Origin of the sequence: Ihuprevotella massiliensis (genome assembly GCA_900095835.1) — a bacterium.
Lineage (GTDB): Bacteria > Bacteroidota > Bacteroidia > Bacteroidales > Bacteroidaceae > Alloprevotella > Alloprevotella massiliensis.
Map to the genome: position 1 here is coordinate 1,473,806 of LT608321.1, position 15,695 is coordinate 1,489,500.

Genomic DNA, 15,695 nt, shown 5'->3' on the forward strand with positions numbered 1-15,695 from the left:
ACGTTAGACGTTAGAGATTAGACGTTAGAGGGTCGGAAGCTCTCGGGGGTGAGCTCCACGTAGGTAGACTCTTGCGTGTCCTCAATGAGGTTGGCAGTCGTACCAGTGGAGATGAACACGCGGTCGCCTTGGCAGCCCTCGGTGAAGAGGGAGAGAGGGGGTTTAGAGATAGCGCACTCCCCCGATAGCTTGATGTGTCGCGTGGAGAATTGTGAGAAGATGGTGTTAAGCAATAGTCGCTCGGGCGAGCCTTTGTCGCCTGCGCGCATGAGAGTATGGACTGCGCCAAACTGCGAGCGACGTCCTTCGGGACGACTATAATAATAGAGCAATCCACGCGCGGAGGGTGCAGTCTCAGGATGCGTGCCACAAGCCAAGTCTAGGCTCATGTGCTCACGCGCATCGGGGTTGACCACTGCACGGTGCTGCACATCATCTAGCTCTGCAGCTCCAAAGTTGCCATAGCAGCGCGCTATCTCGAGCTTGGGGGCTTTATAGAGCATCCAGCGGAGCTTGCTGTGGAGCTGGTCTTGTCGCCACAAGAGAGTTTGCTCCCACCCCCCTGTCTCGCCATAGTCGTAACAGCGGATGCCATCGTAGACGGTCACCTCAAGATAGCCTCCCATGGGCGGATAGGGGATGGGCTGCCCCACGCCAAAGCGGTCGAGGATGTCGTAGGCATGGCTATTGGCGTTGTCGGCCAAGGGCAGCAGGGTGCGCTGCTCGTTGTCGGCACGCCCGATGCAGGGGCGATTGCTTGCCCAGCCCGAGAGGGCGGTGCTCTCTCGGGGGTCTTTGATGTCGTAGTAGGCGAGCCAAGCATCGCCCACCGTCCCTACACCCGACTCCCACGTCCCTCCCAAGCCTAGAGAGGAGGGGATGCCTGCCGACTCTGCAAGACCGCGATTGGTGTAGTGCATCAACACTTGGCCTTGCGCGTCGAGCAGATTGAGGGCGATGGGGATGAAAGCCCAGCCCGTGAGGATTTTGAAGCGATTGTAGACGTTGCGCTCGGTCTCGTTGAGGGGCGAAGCATCGTGGAAGGGGTTGTAGCGCACATCGACCAAGATGGGCAGTGTGAGGCGCAGCATGTAGTCGGATGAGGAGCTGGGTGGCACATAGACGCGATGCGAGCGCATCACCACCGAGCCGTTGCCGTGGGTCACGTCGTTGAGTAGTCGGGGGGCGGTAGTGTCGGCCTGCGCAGCTGCATTGCCAAAGACCGAATCACCCGTGGTGACGTCTTTGAGTCGTTGCTGGGCTATTGTCCACGCCACGCCCGTGTCTTGGCTGCCCCCACCCAAGGCCAAGCGCGAGAAGTAGCGCGCAGAGGGGTTGATGTAGGCCAAGCCCTTGCCAGCCCCGAGGAAGAGGGCGAAGTCTTGGAGCAGGGTGACATTGCGCGCGTGGGCTACGGGATGCACGTAGATGCGCGCTGCACTGATGTTGCTGATGCTGGCAGGGTCGGTGAAGGTGATGCTGCCATCGAGCAGGGTGCTTTCGGCATTGGGCGAGAAGGTGAGGGTGCAGTCGTTGACCACCTTGTCCACGCTGAGCGTTTGGCTGTCGCTCATCCAGTGTATCTTTTCGCGCTGGGCTGTGGTGTAGAGGCCGTGGAGGTCGTAGAGGTAGAGCCGTCCGCCACGGCTCACGAGGCGCAGGGCAAGAGGCTGTAGCAGGTCGGTGAGCACCTGCTTGAGGGTGGCATACGTCTCCGTTTCGTCGCGCCAATTGTCGGCACTCACCGCCACCACGTCGATGGGCAGGGGCTGCCCTTGTGCGGTTTGCAACGACACCATCGTGGTGTCGAGCTGCAGGGCGTCGAGGCCTGCACTGCGCTGGGCGGTGGCGATGACGTCTCTGAGGGTGATGAGTCCGCGCAGGGGGAGTGGCACGCGGTCGAGCAGGCCGAGGTCGGAGAAGGTGAGTGAGACCACATAGGAGTCGCGCATCTCATAAGGCTCCTCGTAGAATTCTGCATCGAGCGTGCCTGCCCAATAGAGGGCATCCTCGCGGTAAATCCTCACCCCCACGCTACCTGCTTGGATGGTGTAGAGGTCTTGATACGTGCCATCGGCAGGAGAGATTACTTTGAGAGTGGCGGTCGATGGGCAGAGAGGCTCTTCTTTGGAGACCTCACCCCACTCTATGCTCACGCCCTCCGAGGCATCGAAGCGCAGCTCCCCCACCGTGGCAGGGGCTTGGCTGCTCTCGCGCCATATCTCAGCGCGCCACACGACGTTGGCCTGCGAGACAAATTGGCCTTTATGGATGGTGTGCTTTGCCATGGGGGATAATGATTGATGTTGTTATAGATTTCTCTTGCTGCGGTGTTGCTCGTTTCTCAGGACACCCACAAGATTGCGTCCTTTGATTTCAAACTCCACGCGTCCACCCACGCCTCCTCCTCGGCTGTCGATGTCGAGCAGGTTTCTGAGCTTGTCGAGGGGAGCTACGACCTCGGGGTTGGTACTCGCGCCTGCGTACTCACCAAAGAGACCGAGGGTCGGTCCGTAGGCGATACCACCATTGGCAAACTTAGGGACTGAGTTTTTGGCACTCACCACTGAAGCGAGTAAGGCACCTACCATCGCAGCACCGATGGCTACACCCACAAAAGGCATCCATGCATGCGCTTTAAGTGTTTTCGCTGCTGCTGCGGTGGTATCTGCTGCTGCTTCTGTTCCTGCTGCGGTGGCTGCGGTGAGCGATGCGGTCGCTCCTGATGTAGATGCAGTTGCAGCAGTGGTGGTAGCCACAGCATGTCCTTCCTTGGCAATCGTTCCAGCCGTGGTAGCTGCTGTCTGAGCTGTAGTAAGCGTAGTAATGAGTTGCGTGATAGTGGCTACATTTTGGAAGATACTTATTACGCCATCGACAACAGCAGTGAGCTTTTTCCAAGCATTATCATTGCCTTCGAGAGCCGTTGTAATGTTGTCTATACCACTAGCCACGCTCTTGACGCTTCCCCAGCCCGAAAGGAGTTGTTTACCTACACTCTCACCAGCTTTCCCCATATCCTTGATGATTTTTGCCTTCTTCTCCCACAATTGTATCTCGCGGTTGATTCGTGCAGCTTCTTCAAGAGAGGCGGTTTGGAGTTTTGATGAGAGGATATCAATATTGCTATTAATATCTTTGAGTGTGGAAGCAGCCCCATTAAAGACGGCTTCTTGCCCAGCATTGCGGATACTTCTGCCTAGCTCATCCCACTTTTTGATTTGGCGGTTGATATCAGCAGCTTGTTCTAAGGTCGCTGTTTTGAGCTGTTCGGTAAGGATATCAATATTCGCATTAATCTGTTCGAGTGTCTTAGCCTCTTCGTTTATGGTAGTTTTCGTAACGAGACCAGCATTCTTGATAGCATCCTCTTTATCACGCCAAAGTTTAATCTGCTTATTGATGACAGCAGCTTCTTCTAGATTGGCTGTTTGAAGTTGCTCAGTAAGGATATCTATATTTGTAGAAATGTCTTTGAGCGTAGATGCATCTGACTTTATACCCTTTTGCTGAGCACCTGCACCAATTTTATTAAGTCTATCTAATTCCTTCTCGTACTGAGTGATTTCTTCGCGTAAAGCTTTGATGGATTCCTCGCTGGTGGCTTCGCGCAAAGCATTACGAGCTTTTTCAAGTTTATCCTCTGTCTTAGCAATAAGACCTACAGATGGTTTATTGATGGTATTAGTATTAGCATGACCACCACCCCCACTATGTCCCCCTATTGCATTTCTAGGAGGATTTGTCTTTGGAGGTTGAAATTTATCTGTATTGGCATTCTTGCCACTTCCCCTATCTTTTGTCTTGGTCTCGACTGTTATGGTCTTTGTATCGTCTAGTCCCAGGAATTTCTTGAGCCATTCCCAAGCTATCTTGATTTTCTCAATTACCCAGTTGAAGGCTTTGACAAGGGCATCCTTAATGATACCAGCCAATTTCTTTACCACACCCCAAACCTTGTCACAAATAGCACGGAAGGTATCGCTCTTTTTATAAGCCAACACAACAATAGCAACGAGAGCAGCAATAGCCATAATAACAATCCCGATCGGGTTTGCAGATAGGGCTACGTTGAGAGCCCATTGAGCAACTGTCCATGTTTTACTAGCAAGTGCCACTGCTTTTTGTGCCACAGCACTTGCTATAATTGCAGCCGTGAGTTGTATACTAACGGCACGAGACGCTAAGGAAGCTACGGTAGAGCGTATCGTAGCTGCAGTAGATGCTACCCATGCTTTAACGTCTGCCCATTTGGCTGCGGTGAATGCCCACACAGCCTTTGAAGCCATGTATGCACCTTTGGCGAAAAGTATCAAGCCAGAGGTTGCTTGACCTGCCAACGCAGTATAGGTGACGTAGGGCTGAATGGCAGATGCTACAGACCCTACCCATGAGAACATAGTGGAGAGTTGGTTGTGAAGCATCTGCGTGACCGCTTCTCCAGAGCCTGACATACTCTCAAAAGCGGCATCTATTGTCCCACCTGAGTCCGCCATCGCAGCCACGTTATTGCGGTACGTATCTGCTAGCTCGCCATTAAGGGGGATGAGTGCGCGTAGAGCTTCCGCTGAGCCAAAGAGTTTGCCGTAGATTTCTTCTGCTATCATGCCGTTGGCAGCGGCATAAGCCTTGACCGTACCATCGAGGTTAGTCAAAAAGTTTTGAAATCCCCCTGCTGCCTTGATGGCTGCTGCGTCAAACTGTATGCCCATGGCTTGTGCCATCTCGGTGGCTTCGGAGCTGGGCTTGACCAGCGCGGTGAAGATGGCAGCCATCTGCGTGCTCACCTCGTTGGTGTTGCCCGACACCCCAGTGAGGGTGGCAAAGCTCGCCATGAGCTCATCGACAGTGACCCCCAGCGTGGCAGCATTACCCGTGACCCGTGGGAGAGCTTGGGCAAGCTGCTCAAAGGAGGTGACACCATTCTTGGCAGTGGTCTGTATCTTGTCTTGCAGGGCTGCAGCTTCGCTCCACTCCAGACCATAGTTTTTGATGAGCGTGGAGGTGACGGTGACGGTCTGCCCGAGGTCGGCAATGCCCCCGACGGCAGACTTAGACGACTGCTCGAGGAAGGCAATCCAGTTGTCTTTGGGCACACCATTGGAGATCACTTGATAGAGCCCCGATGCCAGCTCCTCCTTGGCAAGGGGGATGGTGTTGGCAAGCTGCTCCACTTGCCCCGTGAGCAGCGAAAGCCCCTCTTTGCTCTCTCCAGCCATGGTGTTGACAGCGCGCATGCCCTTGTCGAAGGCGTTGAAGTCTTGGGCAATGCCCGAGATGACATTTTGCAGACGTCCCACGACCTCGATGGAGGAGTTGAGGGCAAGGGCAAAGCTGCCCATGTTGGAGAGAGAGGAGGTGGCACGTTGCGCCACATCGGGTATGTCCCCGATGGCTTTGCGCAGCTCCTCGGTGCTAGCCGTGACAGAGTGGAGGACCTTTTGCCCGTTGCTCTCTATCTCGACGCGAAATTTCACGGTTTTGTCCATGGGGATGGTAGATGTTAGACGTTAGAGATTAGAAGTTAGACGTTAGAAATTAGACGTTAGGCATTGTCGGACATTCCATATCGCTCAAGGGCAGCTTCGTAGCGTGCCTTGCGCTCTTGTGGCGAGAGTTGGGGCTCGCTGGGGAGCTGCTCCTTGTCCCATGGCAGGGGTAGAACCTCTGTAGGAGTGAGCGATTGGGTGGAGTGTGGCTGGAGCGTGCAGAGAGCGAGGATGCGTGTTTGTTCCCACGAGGTGCGCTGCTGCTGTTGTTGGTGTTGCGTCCATGCGGTGTGTGCAGCGTGGAACTCCGTGGGTGTGCATCCCTCAAAATCGGAGCGCGCCATGCCCATGGCTCCAAGTGCAATGCCTAGCAGTTGGTCTATGTCTAGGTTTCGGGTGTCTCCGTTTGGGGTGTCTCTTTTTTTTCGCTGTCGGTTGCCGTGCTAGCCATGTCGGCGTAGAAGTTTTGCATGTCGCTGGGAGCGAGGAGGTCGGCAAATGTGAGGAAGTCGATGTTGCACTCCACTTTGTCGGCATTGCAGGCAGAGAGTAGGCAGCAGTGGAGGAAGAGGAGGTTGTCGGCAGTGTCTGTGGCATCGAGCTGTGATGCGTCGCGCCCTGTTTCGCGTTTGAAACGAACAAATGCGCCCATGGTGACACGGCAAGGATAGGTCTTGCCATCAAGAGTGAGAGTATTCATATAGCTTTTAGAGATTAGATGTTAGACGTTAGAGAGATGAGACGTTATGCTGAATGGGTTTCGGAGGATTCATGTGTGGATGCAAGTGTGGATGCAGGTGTGGATGCAGCACTGGCTACTGTTGCTGTGCGCTCTTGTTTGGCTGTGAGGGTCTCAGGTGCTACGGCTCCAGAGTTTTCGAACGTGAGGGAGTATTTGGCGTCATCTCCAGCAGGTGCATCGAGGTCGAGAGAGGTGATGATGTAAGTGCCAGAGTAGGCAGCGGTTTCTCCCATGAAGCAGTAGGTGAGCTTGACGGGCGTGCCTTCCAGCATGAGTTTCTTGAGGTCGGCATAGGGCGTGCGAGAGCCTGTCACTTCAAATCCCTCAGTGGTGATTTGCTCGGAGACAGATTTGACGTATTTTTCCTTGAATCGTCCCTCGCCACGCTCCTTGGTGACGCGCTCGCCCGTCTCGGTCGAGTTGGAGATTTTGCACGTGGCGGAGTAGCCCATGGGCTTGCCATTGAGCGAGAGGATGAGGTCAGTGCCTAGTTTGTAGTCAGACATGGTTGTAGGGTTTAGACGTTAGAGATTAGACGTTAGAGCCAGCTAAACAGATGGCTGCGGATGGCGATGTAGTAGAGCAGCACTGCCACAAGTGCGATGCCAAGCACGAGGGCTACCCACCACGAGGCTGATGTGCGTTTGACCTCTTGGTGATAACTCTGCAAGGTCTGCTCTGCCAGCAGGGCATTTCGCGCTGCGGTGCGCTGATAGGAGTTGCTGCGCTGCTGATAGTAGGTGACGAGCTGTTGCAGGCTGTCGCACGATGCATCGAGATAGAGCGTGTCGTGGAGGGTGCGGATGGTGACTTGGGCGCGCCCCTTGCGCTGTGTGTAGCTAGCCCCTTGGGGGAGGTCACGGAGGTTGGTCAGCGGAATCGTCATCGATAGACTGTCCGCACTCACTCCCTCTCGCCTCACTATGGTCGTCTGTAGGACAGAGTTTGCGGTGCGCAGGCTGTCCGCGTGCTGTGCCACCACTCGGGTGGACGAGCTGGAAGTCGCTGTCACGCGCCTTGAGCTGCTGCAACTCGCTGCGCAGAGGACAAGTGCCGTAATAGCGACACTCCGTAGCGCGACGAATGGTAGCTTCAAGGCGGAGGATGGCGTCGTGGAGTTGGGAGTTATCATGCTGTAGGTTGATGAGTGTGCCTTGCACGTCCTCATACATAGCCTTGTAGGTGTCATGCACCTCTTTGGCTGTGCGTGCTTGGCGCAGAGTTTTGCTGGTGAGCCACACAATGACCGCTCCCACACTCCCAGTGGGCAAGAGCCATTGTAGTAGCGTGAGGAGGGAGTCGATCATTGGTTGCTATACATTAGAGATTAGATGTTAGTAATTAGAGAATAACCTTGAGCCACGCACCCACATCGAAGCTGGGGCAAGCCTTGGCTCGATTGAGGTCGCGATGCCCCACGATGCGCACCTTGGGGTGGCGTTGGTGAAACTCGCGGATGTAGCGTGCCATCTCGGAGCGTTGCAGGGCAGTGCGTGTGTCTTTGGGAGTCTTGCCGTCTTTGGCAAGTCCACCCACGTAGACAATGTGGCGTGACACGGAGTTGAAGCCTGCTGCACCATTGGTCAGCTCCCAAGGGTCGACGTTGGCATCCTCATTGTTGTCAACGAGTCGCTCTACGCTGCCATCGAGATGAAACATGTCGGTGTAGCCCACTTGTTTCCAGCCACGCCCTCCCTTACTCACGGGGTCGGTGTGCCAATGGCGCAGCTCGGCAGCACTCACCTCCCTCCCCTCGGGAGTGGCGGTGCAGTGGATAACGAGATATTTGAGTTCAGCCATAGCGCATTAGGGTTTGTGTGCACTCATGATCACTGCTCCAGCATCTTGCTTCTTGGGCATAGCGAGGAAGTAGTGACGGAAGTTCATCAGATTGCGTTGATGTTGGGGGTCTGTTCCAGCCTCGGAGTGATACATCTTCGTGGAGCCAGTGCATTTGAAGACGCGCTGCTCAAAAAAGGCAAAAGAGCACTGGAACTCTCCCGTTTCAGCCTTCGCACCTACAGACTTCTTCACGCCAGCCGTGGTGTAGACGGGGTTGAAATCAAACTCATAGATGTCAAAACTATATTGACGTCCAACTCTACCATCAGTGCGGTCTATATTGTACTGCTCCTTGAAGCGTTGGTCGGTCACTAACAAGTCGTTGACGTGTTCGGAGCAAAGCACTAGGCGACGACCTGCTGCTGGTACACCCAACTTGTCAAGTGCACGCTTAAGATTGATGACGTCTGCCATGACCATCTTGACACGACCTGTCTCTGGGTCTTTTTCGCCAGTGGTCTTAAGCACTGGGGTTTGTGGTGTATGCTTTTGGGCGCAAAAGGCGTGGGCAGCCTTGACAAACTTGGCATTGCTGATAGCAATAGCGTGAGACTCTTTGACACGCGCCATCTTATCATACGAGCTTGCGTACATCTCATCGTCGGTGACGGGAGTAGCCTTGGTCTGGAACTTGTCGAGCTTGAGCGCGATATCTCCGTCTTTAAGCTCTTGCACCTCGATGGGATAGGATGTATTGTTAATGAGCACATCGGGGTCGACACCGACATCTACAAGGTGGATGACATCATTTTCGGCTAAGCTAGAGGCATCGGGGATGCCATCCAGCCAAGTGGCTCCTTCCAAACGACGGAGTTGCTTCACCAGCTCGCCAGTCCAGATTTCTTTCAAGACCCCAGCACGGAGGATGGGATACTTGCTAGCAGGGAGATAGATGGAGAGCAATACGCTGCCTGCAACGGCAAGGATGGCTCCCAAAATGGGAGGGATGCCCAAGAGCAGGGCAATGGTGGCTCCCGATAGAGTGTTGAGCAAGAGAGCCGTGACAGCTTGTAGGATTATTTTCTGCATAATTTTGTGGTTTTGAGGTTAGCAATTAGAGTTCACAGTCAATACCGTACTCTGCCTTATAGAGTTGCTTGTAGTGGTCGGGGTCGCTCTCACGCAGCTGCATGAGCTCCTCGCTAGGCACATCACTGAGCTTGGCATAGGTCTTGGGCTGGACAGCCTGACCCGAGGAGTTGAGTGTGGCAGAGAGTTTTTCGCGTGGTGACATGGATTGCAAGGTGGTACGGAGATTGTCTGCACCGACAGACTTGCCAAGTTGGAGGAAGTGGTCGCGCATTTTCAGCTCGATTTTCTTCTCAGCGACTGCGCCATCAACGAGGGCTTCGACCTCACGCTGAATGACCGCTTCTTTCTCGGCACGGAGGGTTTCGACCTCTGTGCTGGTGGCTTTGATTTCATCGATTTTGGCATAGATAGCCGTTTCATCTGCCCCTTCGGGCAAGCCCAACTTGAGGGCTAATACTTTGGTGTCCATTTCGGTAGGATAGGTTGATTGAGGTTGGTTAGATTGATTATATAGTGACGGCAGGGGGCATGCTCCGCCTGCCGAGAGGTTGAGTTGCTGTCCTTGATAGTTGAGACGGATGGCATCATCGTTAGCACCGATGTCTACCACGCTCACCTCAGTGAGCTTGCTCTTGGTGATGGTAGCCATGGTCTGACCCTCCACTGCAAGATTGGGGTCATCGTCCCACGCTAAGATGTCGATGCCAACGCTCACCATGCGCAGAGAGCCAAACTCCCATTGCTTTTTGCAGCGTTGGCTAAGCTCGGAGGCTTCATCGAAATTGAGTAGCCCCGTAATCTCTCCATGCTCTCTCCTGAGGTCGGTGACTGTACCGATGACTTGACCACGATAGTGCATCCAGAGCAACACGGGGTTGCGATTATATTGCTCGATGTCCAAGCCATCGGTCAAAACTCTCGTGCCGTAAGAGTTGAGAGAGTCATTGGTCAGTCGGACTCGGTTAGAGGTATTATTTTTGCCCATTGTCTTTTGGTTGATTTGATGATTATGCCCTTTGAGAGCGGGATTTCTGGTGCAATATTACTGCGTTATTTCGACCCTTAAAAATTAAGTTTGCAACCCTTGCACAGATATATGCAACGGTTGCAAACCTTTTTTTTACACCCCACAAAAAAGGGGCAACTTTGCACTATAATCAAGCATTTACAGCGCATGAAAAAAACAGAAAACGATAAGAAAAAGTCGCTTGCTCGCTCGCTCTATCTCTCGGGGATGGAGCAAGCAGAGATAGCGGACAAGATAGGGATGACACGCGTGACCATCTCTCGCTGGTGTTCAGCTGAGGGGTGGAGGGAGCAGCGTGCAGCCAAAAATATCACCCGACCCGAACTCGTCAATAAGCTCCTGCTTACCATAGACAAACTCATAGAGCAAGTACATGAGAGTGACAACCCAACCCTCATCTCTGGACTGGGCGATAAGCTCGCCAAACTAGCCTCCGTCATAGACAAGTTGGATAAAAAGGCAAATGTGGTAGATACCATTGAGTCCTTCATGGCTTTCTCAAATTGGCTAGTATTCCGCTCACAGACAGACAAAAACCTTACACCTGAGCTGCTCAAACTCTTCAACACCTACCAAGACAAGTATATCGTGGAGATGATGTCGCAGTAGCTCAACATTATAAGCACACTCGAACCCTATTATAATCCCCTTATGACACAAGCCGAACGTAAGAAAGCCCTTGAAGAATGGAAGGAGCATTGTAAGCGCGTACAGTCCCAAACAGCAGTAGCCAGTACGCTGGAAACAGCAGTCGAAAAAGACAAGCGTATCGCGCGCCTGCAGAAGGACTATGCAGCCTTTTGCGAGTACTACTTTCCTCACTTTTTGACCCTGCGCGACAAGACCACAGGGGAGGTGCTGCGCACCATCCACAACGCACCTTTCCACAATGCAGCTGCGAAAAAGGTAAAAGAAACACCCAACCTTAAGGCGGTCTTCAAATGGCCTCGCGGTCACGCCAAAAGCACCCACTTTGACATTTTTGTGCCTATTTGGATGATGATACAACCTCAACCCCTTATACATGTAATGGTGGTTGTCGGTAAGAGTGAGGATGCTGCTAAGACGTTGTTAGGCGACTTGCAAGCAGAGCTAGAGTATAACCAGCGATTGATAGCTGACTTCGGTCAATTCAAAAATGTTGGCTCATGGGAGGATGGTCAGTTTGTGACCCAAGGGGATATTGCCTTTTTTGCACGTGGTCGCGGACAATCTCCACGTGGTCTACGTTATAAGGAGTCACGCCCCGATTACATCGTCATTGATGACTTAGACGATGACGAGCTCTGCAAAAATCCACGACGCGTGCGTGAGCTGACTGACTGGGTTAAGGAGGCGTTGTTTGGCTCACTCGACGTGGGTCGTGGTCGTTTTATCATGGTCGGCAACTTAATTTCAAAAACTTCTGTACTTGCCAATATAGCAGCCACTAAGAGTGTCCATGTCTCTGAGATTAAGGCTGTAGACCGTGACGGTAACCCTGTGTGGGCAGAGAAATGGACAAAGGAAGAAGCTGCGGAATATGCAGCCTTTGCCGGATACCGCTCTTGGCAGAAAGAGATGATGCATAATCCTATCATGGAGGGGAGCATCTTCAAACAAGAGTGGATTCAGTATAAAAAACTCCCCAAGCTCGACAAGTACGATGCGCTTGTGTGCTACACTGATCCATCCTTCAAATCGCGCGGTAATGACTTCAAGGCATCGCGCCTTTGGGGAAAGATTGGCAACGAGCTGCACCTTATCAACTGCTGGGTGCGCCAAGATAGTGTCAATGCCATGGTGCGCTGGCTCTACGACCTCTACGAGAGTTTGCCTGAGGGCGTGGCAGTGCCGTTCTTGATGGAGGCTAACTTCATGCAGGACATCATTTTAGATGAGTTCACGGCAGAGGGTGAGGTGCGTGGCTATCAACTCCCCATCATGGGCGATTATCGAAAGAAACCCGACAAGATACAGCGCATTGAAGCCGTATCTCCACTGTGGGAGCGTGGCTTTGTGTGGTACAACGAGGCTTTGCGCGACAACATCGACATGCAGACAGGCATTGACCAAACGCTCGCTCTGGAGCGCGGTAGCTCTGTCCACGATGATGCGCCCGATGCTGACGAGGGGGCTATTTGGATACTCCAAAAGCACACCCGACAACAGCGGTATGAGCCTAAGATGGGGATGCGCCCATCGGCAAAAAACAAAGTATGGTAACTCTAATATAAGACGATATGTTTGTCAATCAGGAAGACTATAAGGTGGTCATTGGCGAAGCTGCTCTAGGCGTACTCTCACGCATTGATGCTGCCAACATAGCTAACGCGGAAGCCGAGGCAAAGGAAGAAATATGCTCTTATCTCCGACCCAAATACGACTGCGAGGCTATCTACGCTGCAGAGGGGGAGGCACGCAATCGACTCATCGTGATGTACACGGTGGACGTTGCACTCTACCACCTATCTGCCTCTACACAGCAGCGCATGGGAGCGGAGGTGCGTAAGGAGAGATATGAGCGCGCCATTAAGTGGCTAGAGGGGGTAGCAAGGGGCTTTATCCTCCCCGACCTCCCTTTGGCAGGTAGTGGTAGCAACGGAGTAGACAACAGCCCATCGAGTATTTCGTATGGCTGCGAAAAAAAACAACATTATAGCTGGTAATTATGAGCTTAGTATCCAAATTTAAGGGCTGGTTTGCCCCACAAGAAGATAATGTATTACACACTGCTTATGGCACTTATAACCTCGCCAAGAGCAGTGACCGTGCTGCGCTAAAGCGCACCGTAGTAGAGATGCAACGACAGACAGATGCACTCACACGCAAGGATTTGAAAGATTGGCGGTCGGCTTGGCAGATGGCTATCAATGTAGATAACCCTAATCGCGCACGACTCTACGACTTATATCGAGATGTAGATGTAGACTTGCACCTATCGGGCTGTGTGGGACAGCGCACAGGCTTTGTCCTCGCGCGCTCCTTCAAACTCGAAAAGGCAGATGGCACGGCAGATGAGGAGGCTGTAAAGTTATTTGATGCCCCTTGGTTTAAGCAATTTATCACGCAAGCCTTGAGCAACATCTATTGGGGATATACTCTCATTGAGTTGGGAGATGTCATCGTTAATGAGGATGGCAAGCGGATGTACACAGAGACTAAGATTATACCTCGTAAGCACGTGCTTCCTGAGTACGGAGTAGTCGTGCGCCAAGTGGGTGAGGATGCTAAGGCTGGGGTTGATTACCGCGCGGACAACCTGCGCGATTGGTACATAGAAGTTGGTAGTGCTGATGACCTTGGACTCTATCTCAAGGCTGCCACACAGACCATCCCCAAGAAAAATGCTCTCGGATTTTGGGACACCTTCAGCGAGATTTTTGGTATGCCCATGCGCATAGCAAAAACCACCACGCGTGACGACAAGGAGCGTGCAAAAATGGAAAAAATGATGGAGGGCATGGGGGCTGCCTTGTGGGCGGTGGTGCAAGAGGGTACAGAGATTGAGGTTGTCGAAAATAGCCGTGGCGATGCTTACAACGTCTATGACCGACGTATCGACCGCGCCAACTCTGAGCTATCTAAGCTCATCCTACAACAGACCATGACCATTGAGGACGGTAGCTCCCTTTCTCAGTCACAGACTCACCTTGAGGTGTTCAAAAACCTCATCGAACAGGACTGCGACATGCTGCGCGACATTATCAACAATCGCCTCTTGCCACGCATGGTGCTGCATGGTTTCCCCGTGCAGGGCTTATCGTTCGAGTGGGACTACTCTGTGGACTATACTCCTGAGCAACAAATCGCTTATGAGCAGATGGTACTCAACAATTATGAGGTGGATGGTTCGTACTTCGAGGAAAAATACGGTATGCCTGTAGGCGAACGTCGCAGTGGTGGTTTCGACCCCTTGGGAGGCGGAGACAATGACGACGATAAAGACAAGGACAAGGCGAAGAACAAGAAGCTCCTGCACGACTATCTGACCCGATTGAGCCGAGAACTTGAGGGTAAGTCTGCCCACGAGGTAGATGCGCGCCAAGTCTGGCTGGAGACACTGCAGGCACAAGCTAAGACCAAGCAACCTTTTTTCGACTAAGCCCCTCTGATTATGAGGGGCTGCATGCTCGGTATCGCGCGCTACTCACCTGCGACCATGGAGAGGGATGTAGCTGTGGATGCTCGTCTCACCTTGAGATGGGGCGTAAGGATGTCCCCGAGGCAGACCGCGAAAAACTAAAGAAAAAGTTCAAGGGGATGATGCGCGCTCTCTACAGACAAGAGGGGGCGATGCTAGATGTGGAGGTTTTGCGTGAGAGTGAGGTATTAGATTTTATCGATGCTCACGCTGCTGTGCTTGATAGTACGTTTGACAAGGTTAAGATGAGTGATAGTATGCGCTTATCGCTTCAAAAAAGTGACTGGATTTTCTCGGGCATGAAGGCTTTCCACGAACTCCATGAAGCCTTTCCGTCCTTGCTTGACGAACACGGAGAAAGAAAGCCGTTCGACCGCTTTTACAACGACGTTAGAAAGGTGGACGAAACCTATAACCGCAACTACCTACGAGCGGAGTACAATTTTGCTACTGCCTCTGCAGAGATGGCTGCCAAGTGGGAACAATACGAAAGGGATGGGGATAGATACTACCTGCAATATCGCACGGTAGGAGATAGTCACGTTCGCGAAGAGCACGCTGCGCTCAATGGAACTACGCTACCCGTGTCACATCCCTTTTGGGATACGCATTATCCACCCAATGGATGGAATTGTCGCTGTTTGGCGGTGCAGGTACGTAAGTCGTCACACGAGCAGACGTCAGAGGATGAGCTGTCTAAGCGCACCAAGGCTCTAGCTGAGCAGCAGGAAAAGAGTAAGGGCAAGAGTGAGATGTTTCGTTTTAATCCAGGAAAGCAACGCAAGGTGTTCCCCGACTACAATCCTTACACTATCAAGCGATGTAGCGACTGCGACTTGGCAAAAGGGAAGTTTGGAAAGGCGGATGCCAATGAGCTTTGTGCTGGGTGTGCTTTGCTGCGTGACTGCATGGACAGTGCTGGGTGCATCACAGACAAAGAGTTTGGAAGACGCCTACTGATAAGTAAGCAAGCCGACCAAAATGAGATAAAACTCAACACTGAGGCAGCTCGTATACTACTTCGAAATTTTCCCGATATGCATATCAAGATAAGAGAACACATAACAGATGGACGTAAGAATCCCGAGTATCTCATTAACGGCGTAAGAGCCGATAGAAAGGGTATTGAAAGCGAGAAAGGTGTCAGAAATGCTTTCAGAAAAGCTAAGGAGCAAACATGCAAAATTGTGGTGCTTGACCTCAATGCACATATGAATCGTTTTCCTTTACGCAGCAAAAAGCTTGCAAAACAAATAAGTGGTAGAAGGGAAGACTTTGTTTCTGGTGCAATAATAGAGTGCTATATTCTATACAAAGAGAAAGCGACTCTAATAATGAGTAAGGACTTCAAAAACAGTGATACCAAAGAACTTAACTCTTATCTAACCACTATAATAAACAAATCAGCTGAGTAATTTACACTCAGCTGATTTATCAAGA

At 52.3% G+C, this 15,695-nt stretch carries 15 protein-coding genes; 5 read left to right on the forward strand and 10 right to left on the reverse strand.

Going from position 1 to position 15,695, the window contains the following annotated elements; translation table 11 throughout:
* Positions 1-17 precede the first annotated feature (17 nt).
* From BQ2633_RS06070 to BQ2633_RS06115, 10 genes are read right to left on the reverse strand one after another with little or no spacing between them, the layout of a single operon-like run.
* Positions 18-2,288, reverse strand: a complete 2,271-nt coding sequence (locus BQ2633_RS06070; RefSeq protein ID WP_075565781.1) for a hypothetical protein — start codon at positions 2,286-2,288, stop codon at positions 18-20.
* Positions 2,289-2,309: 21 nt separating this feature from the next.
* Positions 2,310-5,489, reverse strand: coding sequence for a phage tail tape measure protein (locus BQ2633_RS06075; RefSeq protein WP_075565783.1), 3,180 nt, complete (start codon positions 5,487-5,489; stop codon positions 2,310-2,312).
* A gap of 56 nt (positions 5,490-5,545) precedes the next feature.
* The gene (locus BQ2633_RS06080) at positions 5,546-5,833 is read right to left on the reverse strand and encodes a hypothetical protein (RefSeq protein WP_141700148.1); all 288 of its coding nucleotides are present in this window, start codon (positions 5,831-5,833) and stop codon (positions 5,546-5,548) included.
* A gap of 41 nt (positions 5,834-5,874) precedes the next feature.
* Positions 5,875-6,189 (reverse strand): hypothetical protein, encoded by a 315-nt coding sequence (locus BQ2633_RS06085; protein WP_075565786.1) that lies wholly within the window; start codon positions 6,187-6,189, stop codon positions 5,875-5,877.
* A 44-nt stretch (positions 6,190-6,233) separates the two neighbouring features.
* Positions 6,234-6,737: a phage tail tube protein gene (locus BQ2633_RS06090; RefSeq protein ID WP_075565788.1), complete on the reverse strand. Its 504-nt coding sequence runs from the start codon at positions 6,735-6,737 to the stop codon at positions 6,234-6,236.
* Between the two features lie 32 nt (positions 6,738-6,769).
* On the reverse strand, positions 6,770-7,117 hold the full coding sequence (locus tag BQ2633_RS06095) for a hypothetical protein (RefSeq protein WP_075565790.1): 348 nt from the start codon (positions 7,115-7,117) through the stop codon (positions 6,770-6,772).
* Positions 7,089-7,538: a hypothetical protein gene (locus BQ2633_RS06100; protein ID WP_075565792.1), complete on the reverse strand. Its 450-nt coding sequence runs from the start codon at positions 7,536-7,538 to the stop codon at positions 7,089-7,091. Before BQ2633_RS06100 ends, BQ2633_RS06095 begins: the two co-directional genes overlap by 29 nt.
* 34 nt (positions 7,539-7,572) lie before the next feature.
* The gene (locus BQ2633_RS06105) at positions 7,573-8,031 is read right to left on the reverse strand and encodes an N-acetylmuramoyl-L-alanine amidase (RefSeq protein WP_075565794.1); all 459 of its coding nucleotides are present in this window, start codon (positions 8,029-8,031) and stop codon (positions 7,573-7,575) included.
* Between the two features lie 6 nt (positions 8,032-8,037).
* Positions 8,038-9,102, reverse strand: coding sequence for a hypothetical protein (locus BQ2633_RS06110; protein ID WP_075565796.1), 1,065 nt, complete (start codon positions 9,100-9,102; stop codon positions 8,038-8,040).
* Between the two features lie 25 nt (positions 9,103-9,127).
* The gene (locus BQ2633_RS06115; RefSeq protein ID WP_075565797.1) at positions 9,128-10,090 is read right to left on the reverse strand and encodes an HK97 family phage prohead protease; all 963 of its coding nucleotides are present in this window, start codon (positions 10,088-10,090) and stop codon (positions 9,128-9,130) included.
* 189 nt (positions 10,091-10,279) lie between these two features.
* Here BQ2633_RS06115 and BQ2633_RS06120 point away from each other — a divergent pair, with 189 nt between their 5' ends.
* The 5 genes from BQ2633_RS06120 (at position 10,280) to BQ2633_RS06140 (ending at position 15,670) form a co-directional block, all read left to right on the forward strand.
* Positions 10,280-10,741 carry a terminase gpP N-terminus-related DNA-binding protein gene (locus BQ2633_RS06120; RefSeq protein ID WP_075565799.1) on the forward strand — a complete coding sequence of 154 codons (462 nt, stop codon included), beginning with the start codon at positions 10,280-10,282 and terminating at the stop codon, positions 10,739-10,741.
* Positions 10,742-10,783: 42 nt separating this feature from the next.
* Entirely contained in the window at positions 10,784-12,337 is a 1,554-nt protein-coding gene (locus BQ2633_RS06125; protein WP_075565801.1) for a hypothetical protein, read from the forward strand.
* A 17-nt stretch (positions 12,338-12,354) separates the two neighbouring features.
* Positions 12,355-12,780 carry a phage protein Gp36 family protein gene (locus tag BQ2633_RS06130; RefSeq protein WP_075565803.1) on the forward strand — a complete coding sequence of 142 codons (426 nt, stop codon included), beginning with the start codon at positions 12,355-12,357 and terminating at the stop codon, positions 12,778-12,780.
* A 2-nt stretch (positions 12,781-12,782) separates the two neighbouring features.
* Positions 12,783-14,216 (forward strand): phage portal protein family protein, encoded by a 1,434-nt coding sequence (locus BQ2633_RS06135; protein WP_075565805.1) that lies wholly within the window; start codon positions 12,783-12,785, stop codon positions 14,214-14,216.
* Between the two features lie 98 nt (positions 14,217-14,314).
* A complete protein-coding gene (locus BQ2633_RS06140; RefSeq protein WP_075565806.1) occupies positions 14,315-15,670 on the forward strand; it encodes a phage minor head protein in 1,356 nt (451 codons plus the stop codon).
* The last annotated feature ends 25 nt before the right edge of the window (positions 15,671-15,695 follow it).

What these genes read in the sequence shown, in the direction of transcription:
- BQ2633_RS06070 (WP_075565781.1), bottom strand. Translation starts at nt 2,288, where the DNA reads ATGGCAAAGCACACCATCCATAAAGGCCAATTTGTCTCGCAGGCCAAC.
- BQ2633_RS06075 (WP_075565783.1), bottom strand. Translation starts at nt 5,489, where the DNA reads ATGGACAAAACCGTGAAATTTCGCGTCGAGATAGAGAGCAACGGGCAA.
- BQ2633_RS06080 (WP_141700148.1), bottom strand. Translation starts at nt 5,833, where the DNA reads ATGGCGCGCTCCGATTTTGAGGGATGCACACCCACGGAGTTCCACGCT.
- BQ2633_RS06085 (WP_075565786.1), bottom strand. Translation starts at nt 6,189, where the DNA reads ATGAATACTCTCACTCTTGATGGCAAGACCTATCCTTGCCGTGTCACC.
- BQ2633_RS06090 (WP_075565788.1), bottom strand. Translation starts at nt 6,737, where the DNA reads ATGTCTGACTACAAACTAGGCACTGACCTCATCCTCTCGCTCAATGGC.
- BQ2633_RS06095 (WP_075565790.1), bottom strand. Translation starts at nt 7,117, where the DNA reads ATGACGATTCCGCTGACCAACCTCCGTGACCTCCCCCAAGGGGCTAGC.
- BQ2633_RS06100 (WP_075565792.1), bottom strand. Translation starts at nt 7,538, where the DNA reads ATGATCGACTCCCTCCTCACGCTACTACAATGGCTCTTGCCCACTGGG.
- BQ2633_RS06105 (WP_075565794.1), bottom strand. Translation starts at nt 8,031, where the DNA reads ATGGCTGAACTCAAATATCTCGTTATCCACTGCACCGCCACTCCCGAG.
- BQ2633_RS06110 (WP_075565796.1), bottom strand. Translation starts at nt 9,102, where the DNA reads ATGCAGAAAATAATCCTACAAGCTGTCACGGCTCTCTTGCTCAACACT.
- BQ2633_RS06115 (WP_075565797.1), bottom strand. Translation starts at nt 10,090, where the DNA reads ATGGGCAAAAATAATACCTCTAACCGAGTCCGACTGACCAATGACTCT.
- BQ2633_RS06120 (WP_075565799.1), top strand. Translation starts at nt 10,280, where the DNA reads ATGAAAAAAACAGAAAACGATAAGAAAAAGTCGCTTGCTCGCTCGCTC.
- BQ2633_RS06125 (WP_075565801.1), top strand. Translation starts at nt 10,784, where the DNA reads ATGACACAAGCCGAACGTAAGAAAGCCCTTGAAGAATGGAAGGAGCAT.
- BQ2633_RS06130 (WP_075565803.1), top strand. Translation starts at nt 12,355, where the DNA reads ATGTTTGTCAATCAGGAAGACTATAAGGTGGTCATTGGCGAAGCTGCT.
- BQ2633_RS06135 (WP_075565805.1), top strand. Translation starts at nt 12,783, where the DNA reads ATGAGCTTAGTATCCAAATTTAAGGGCTGGTTTGCCCCACAAGAAGAT.
- BQ2633_RS06140 (WP_075565806.1), top strand. Translation starts at nt 14,315, where the DNA reads ATGGGGCGTAAGGATGTCCCCGAGGCAGACCGCGAAAAACTAAAGAAA.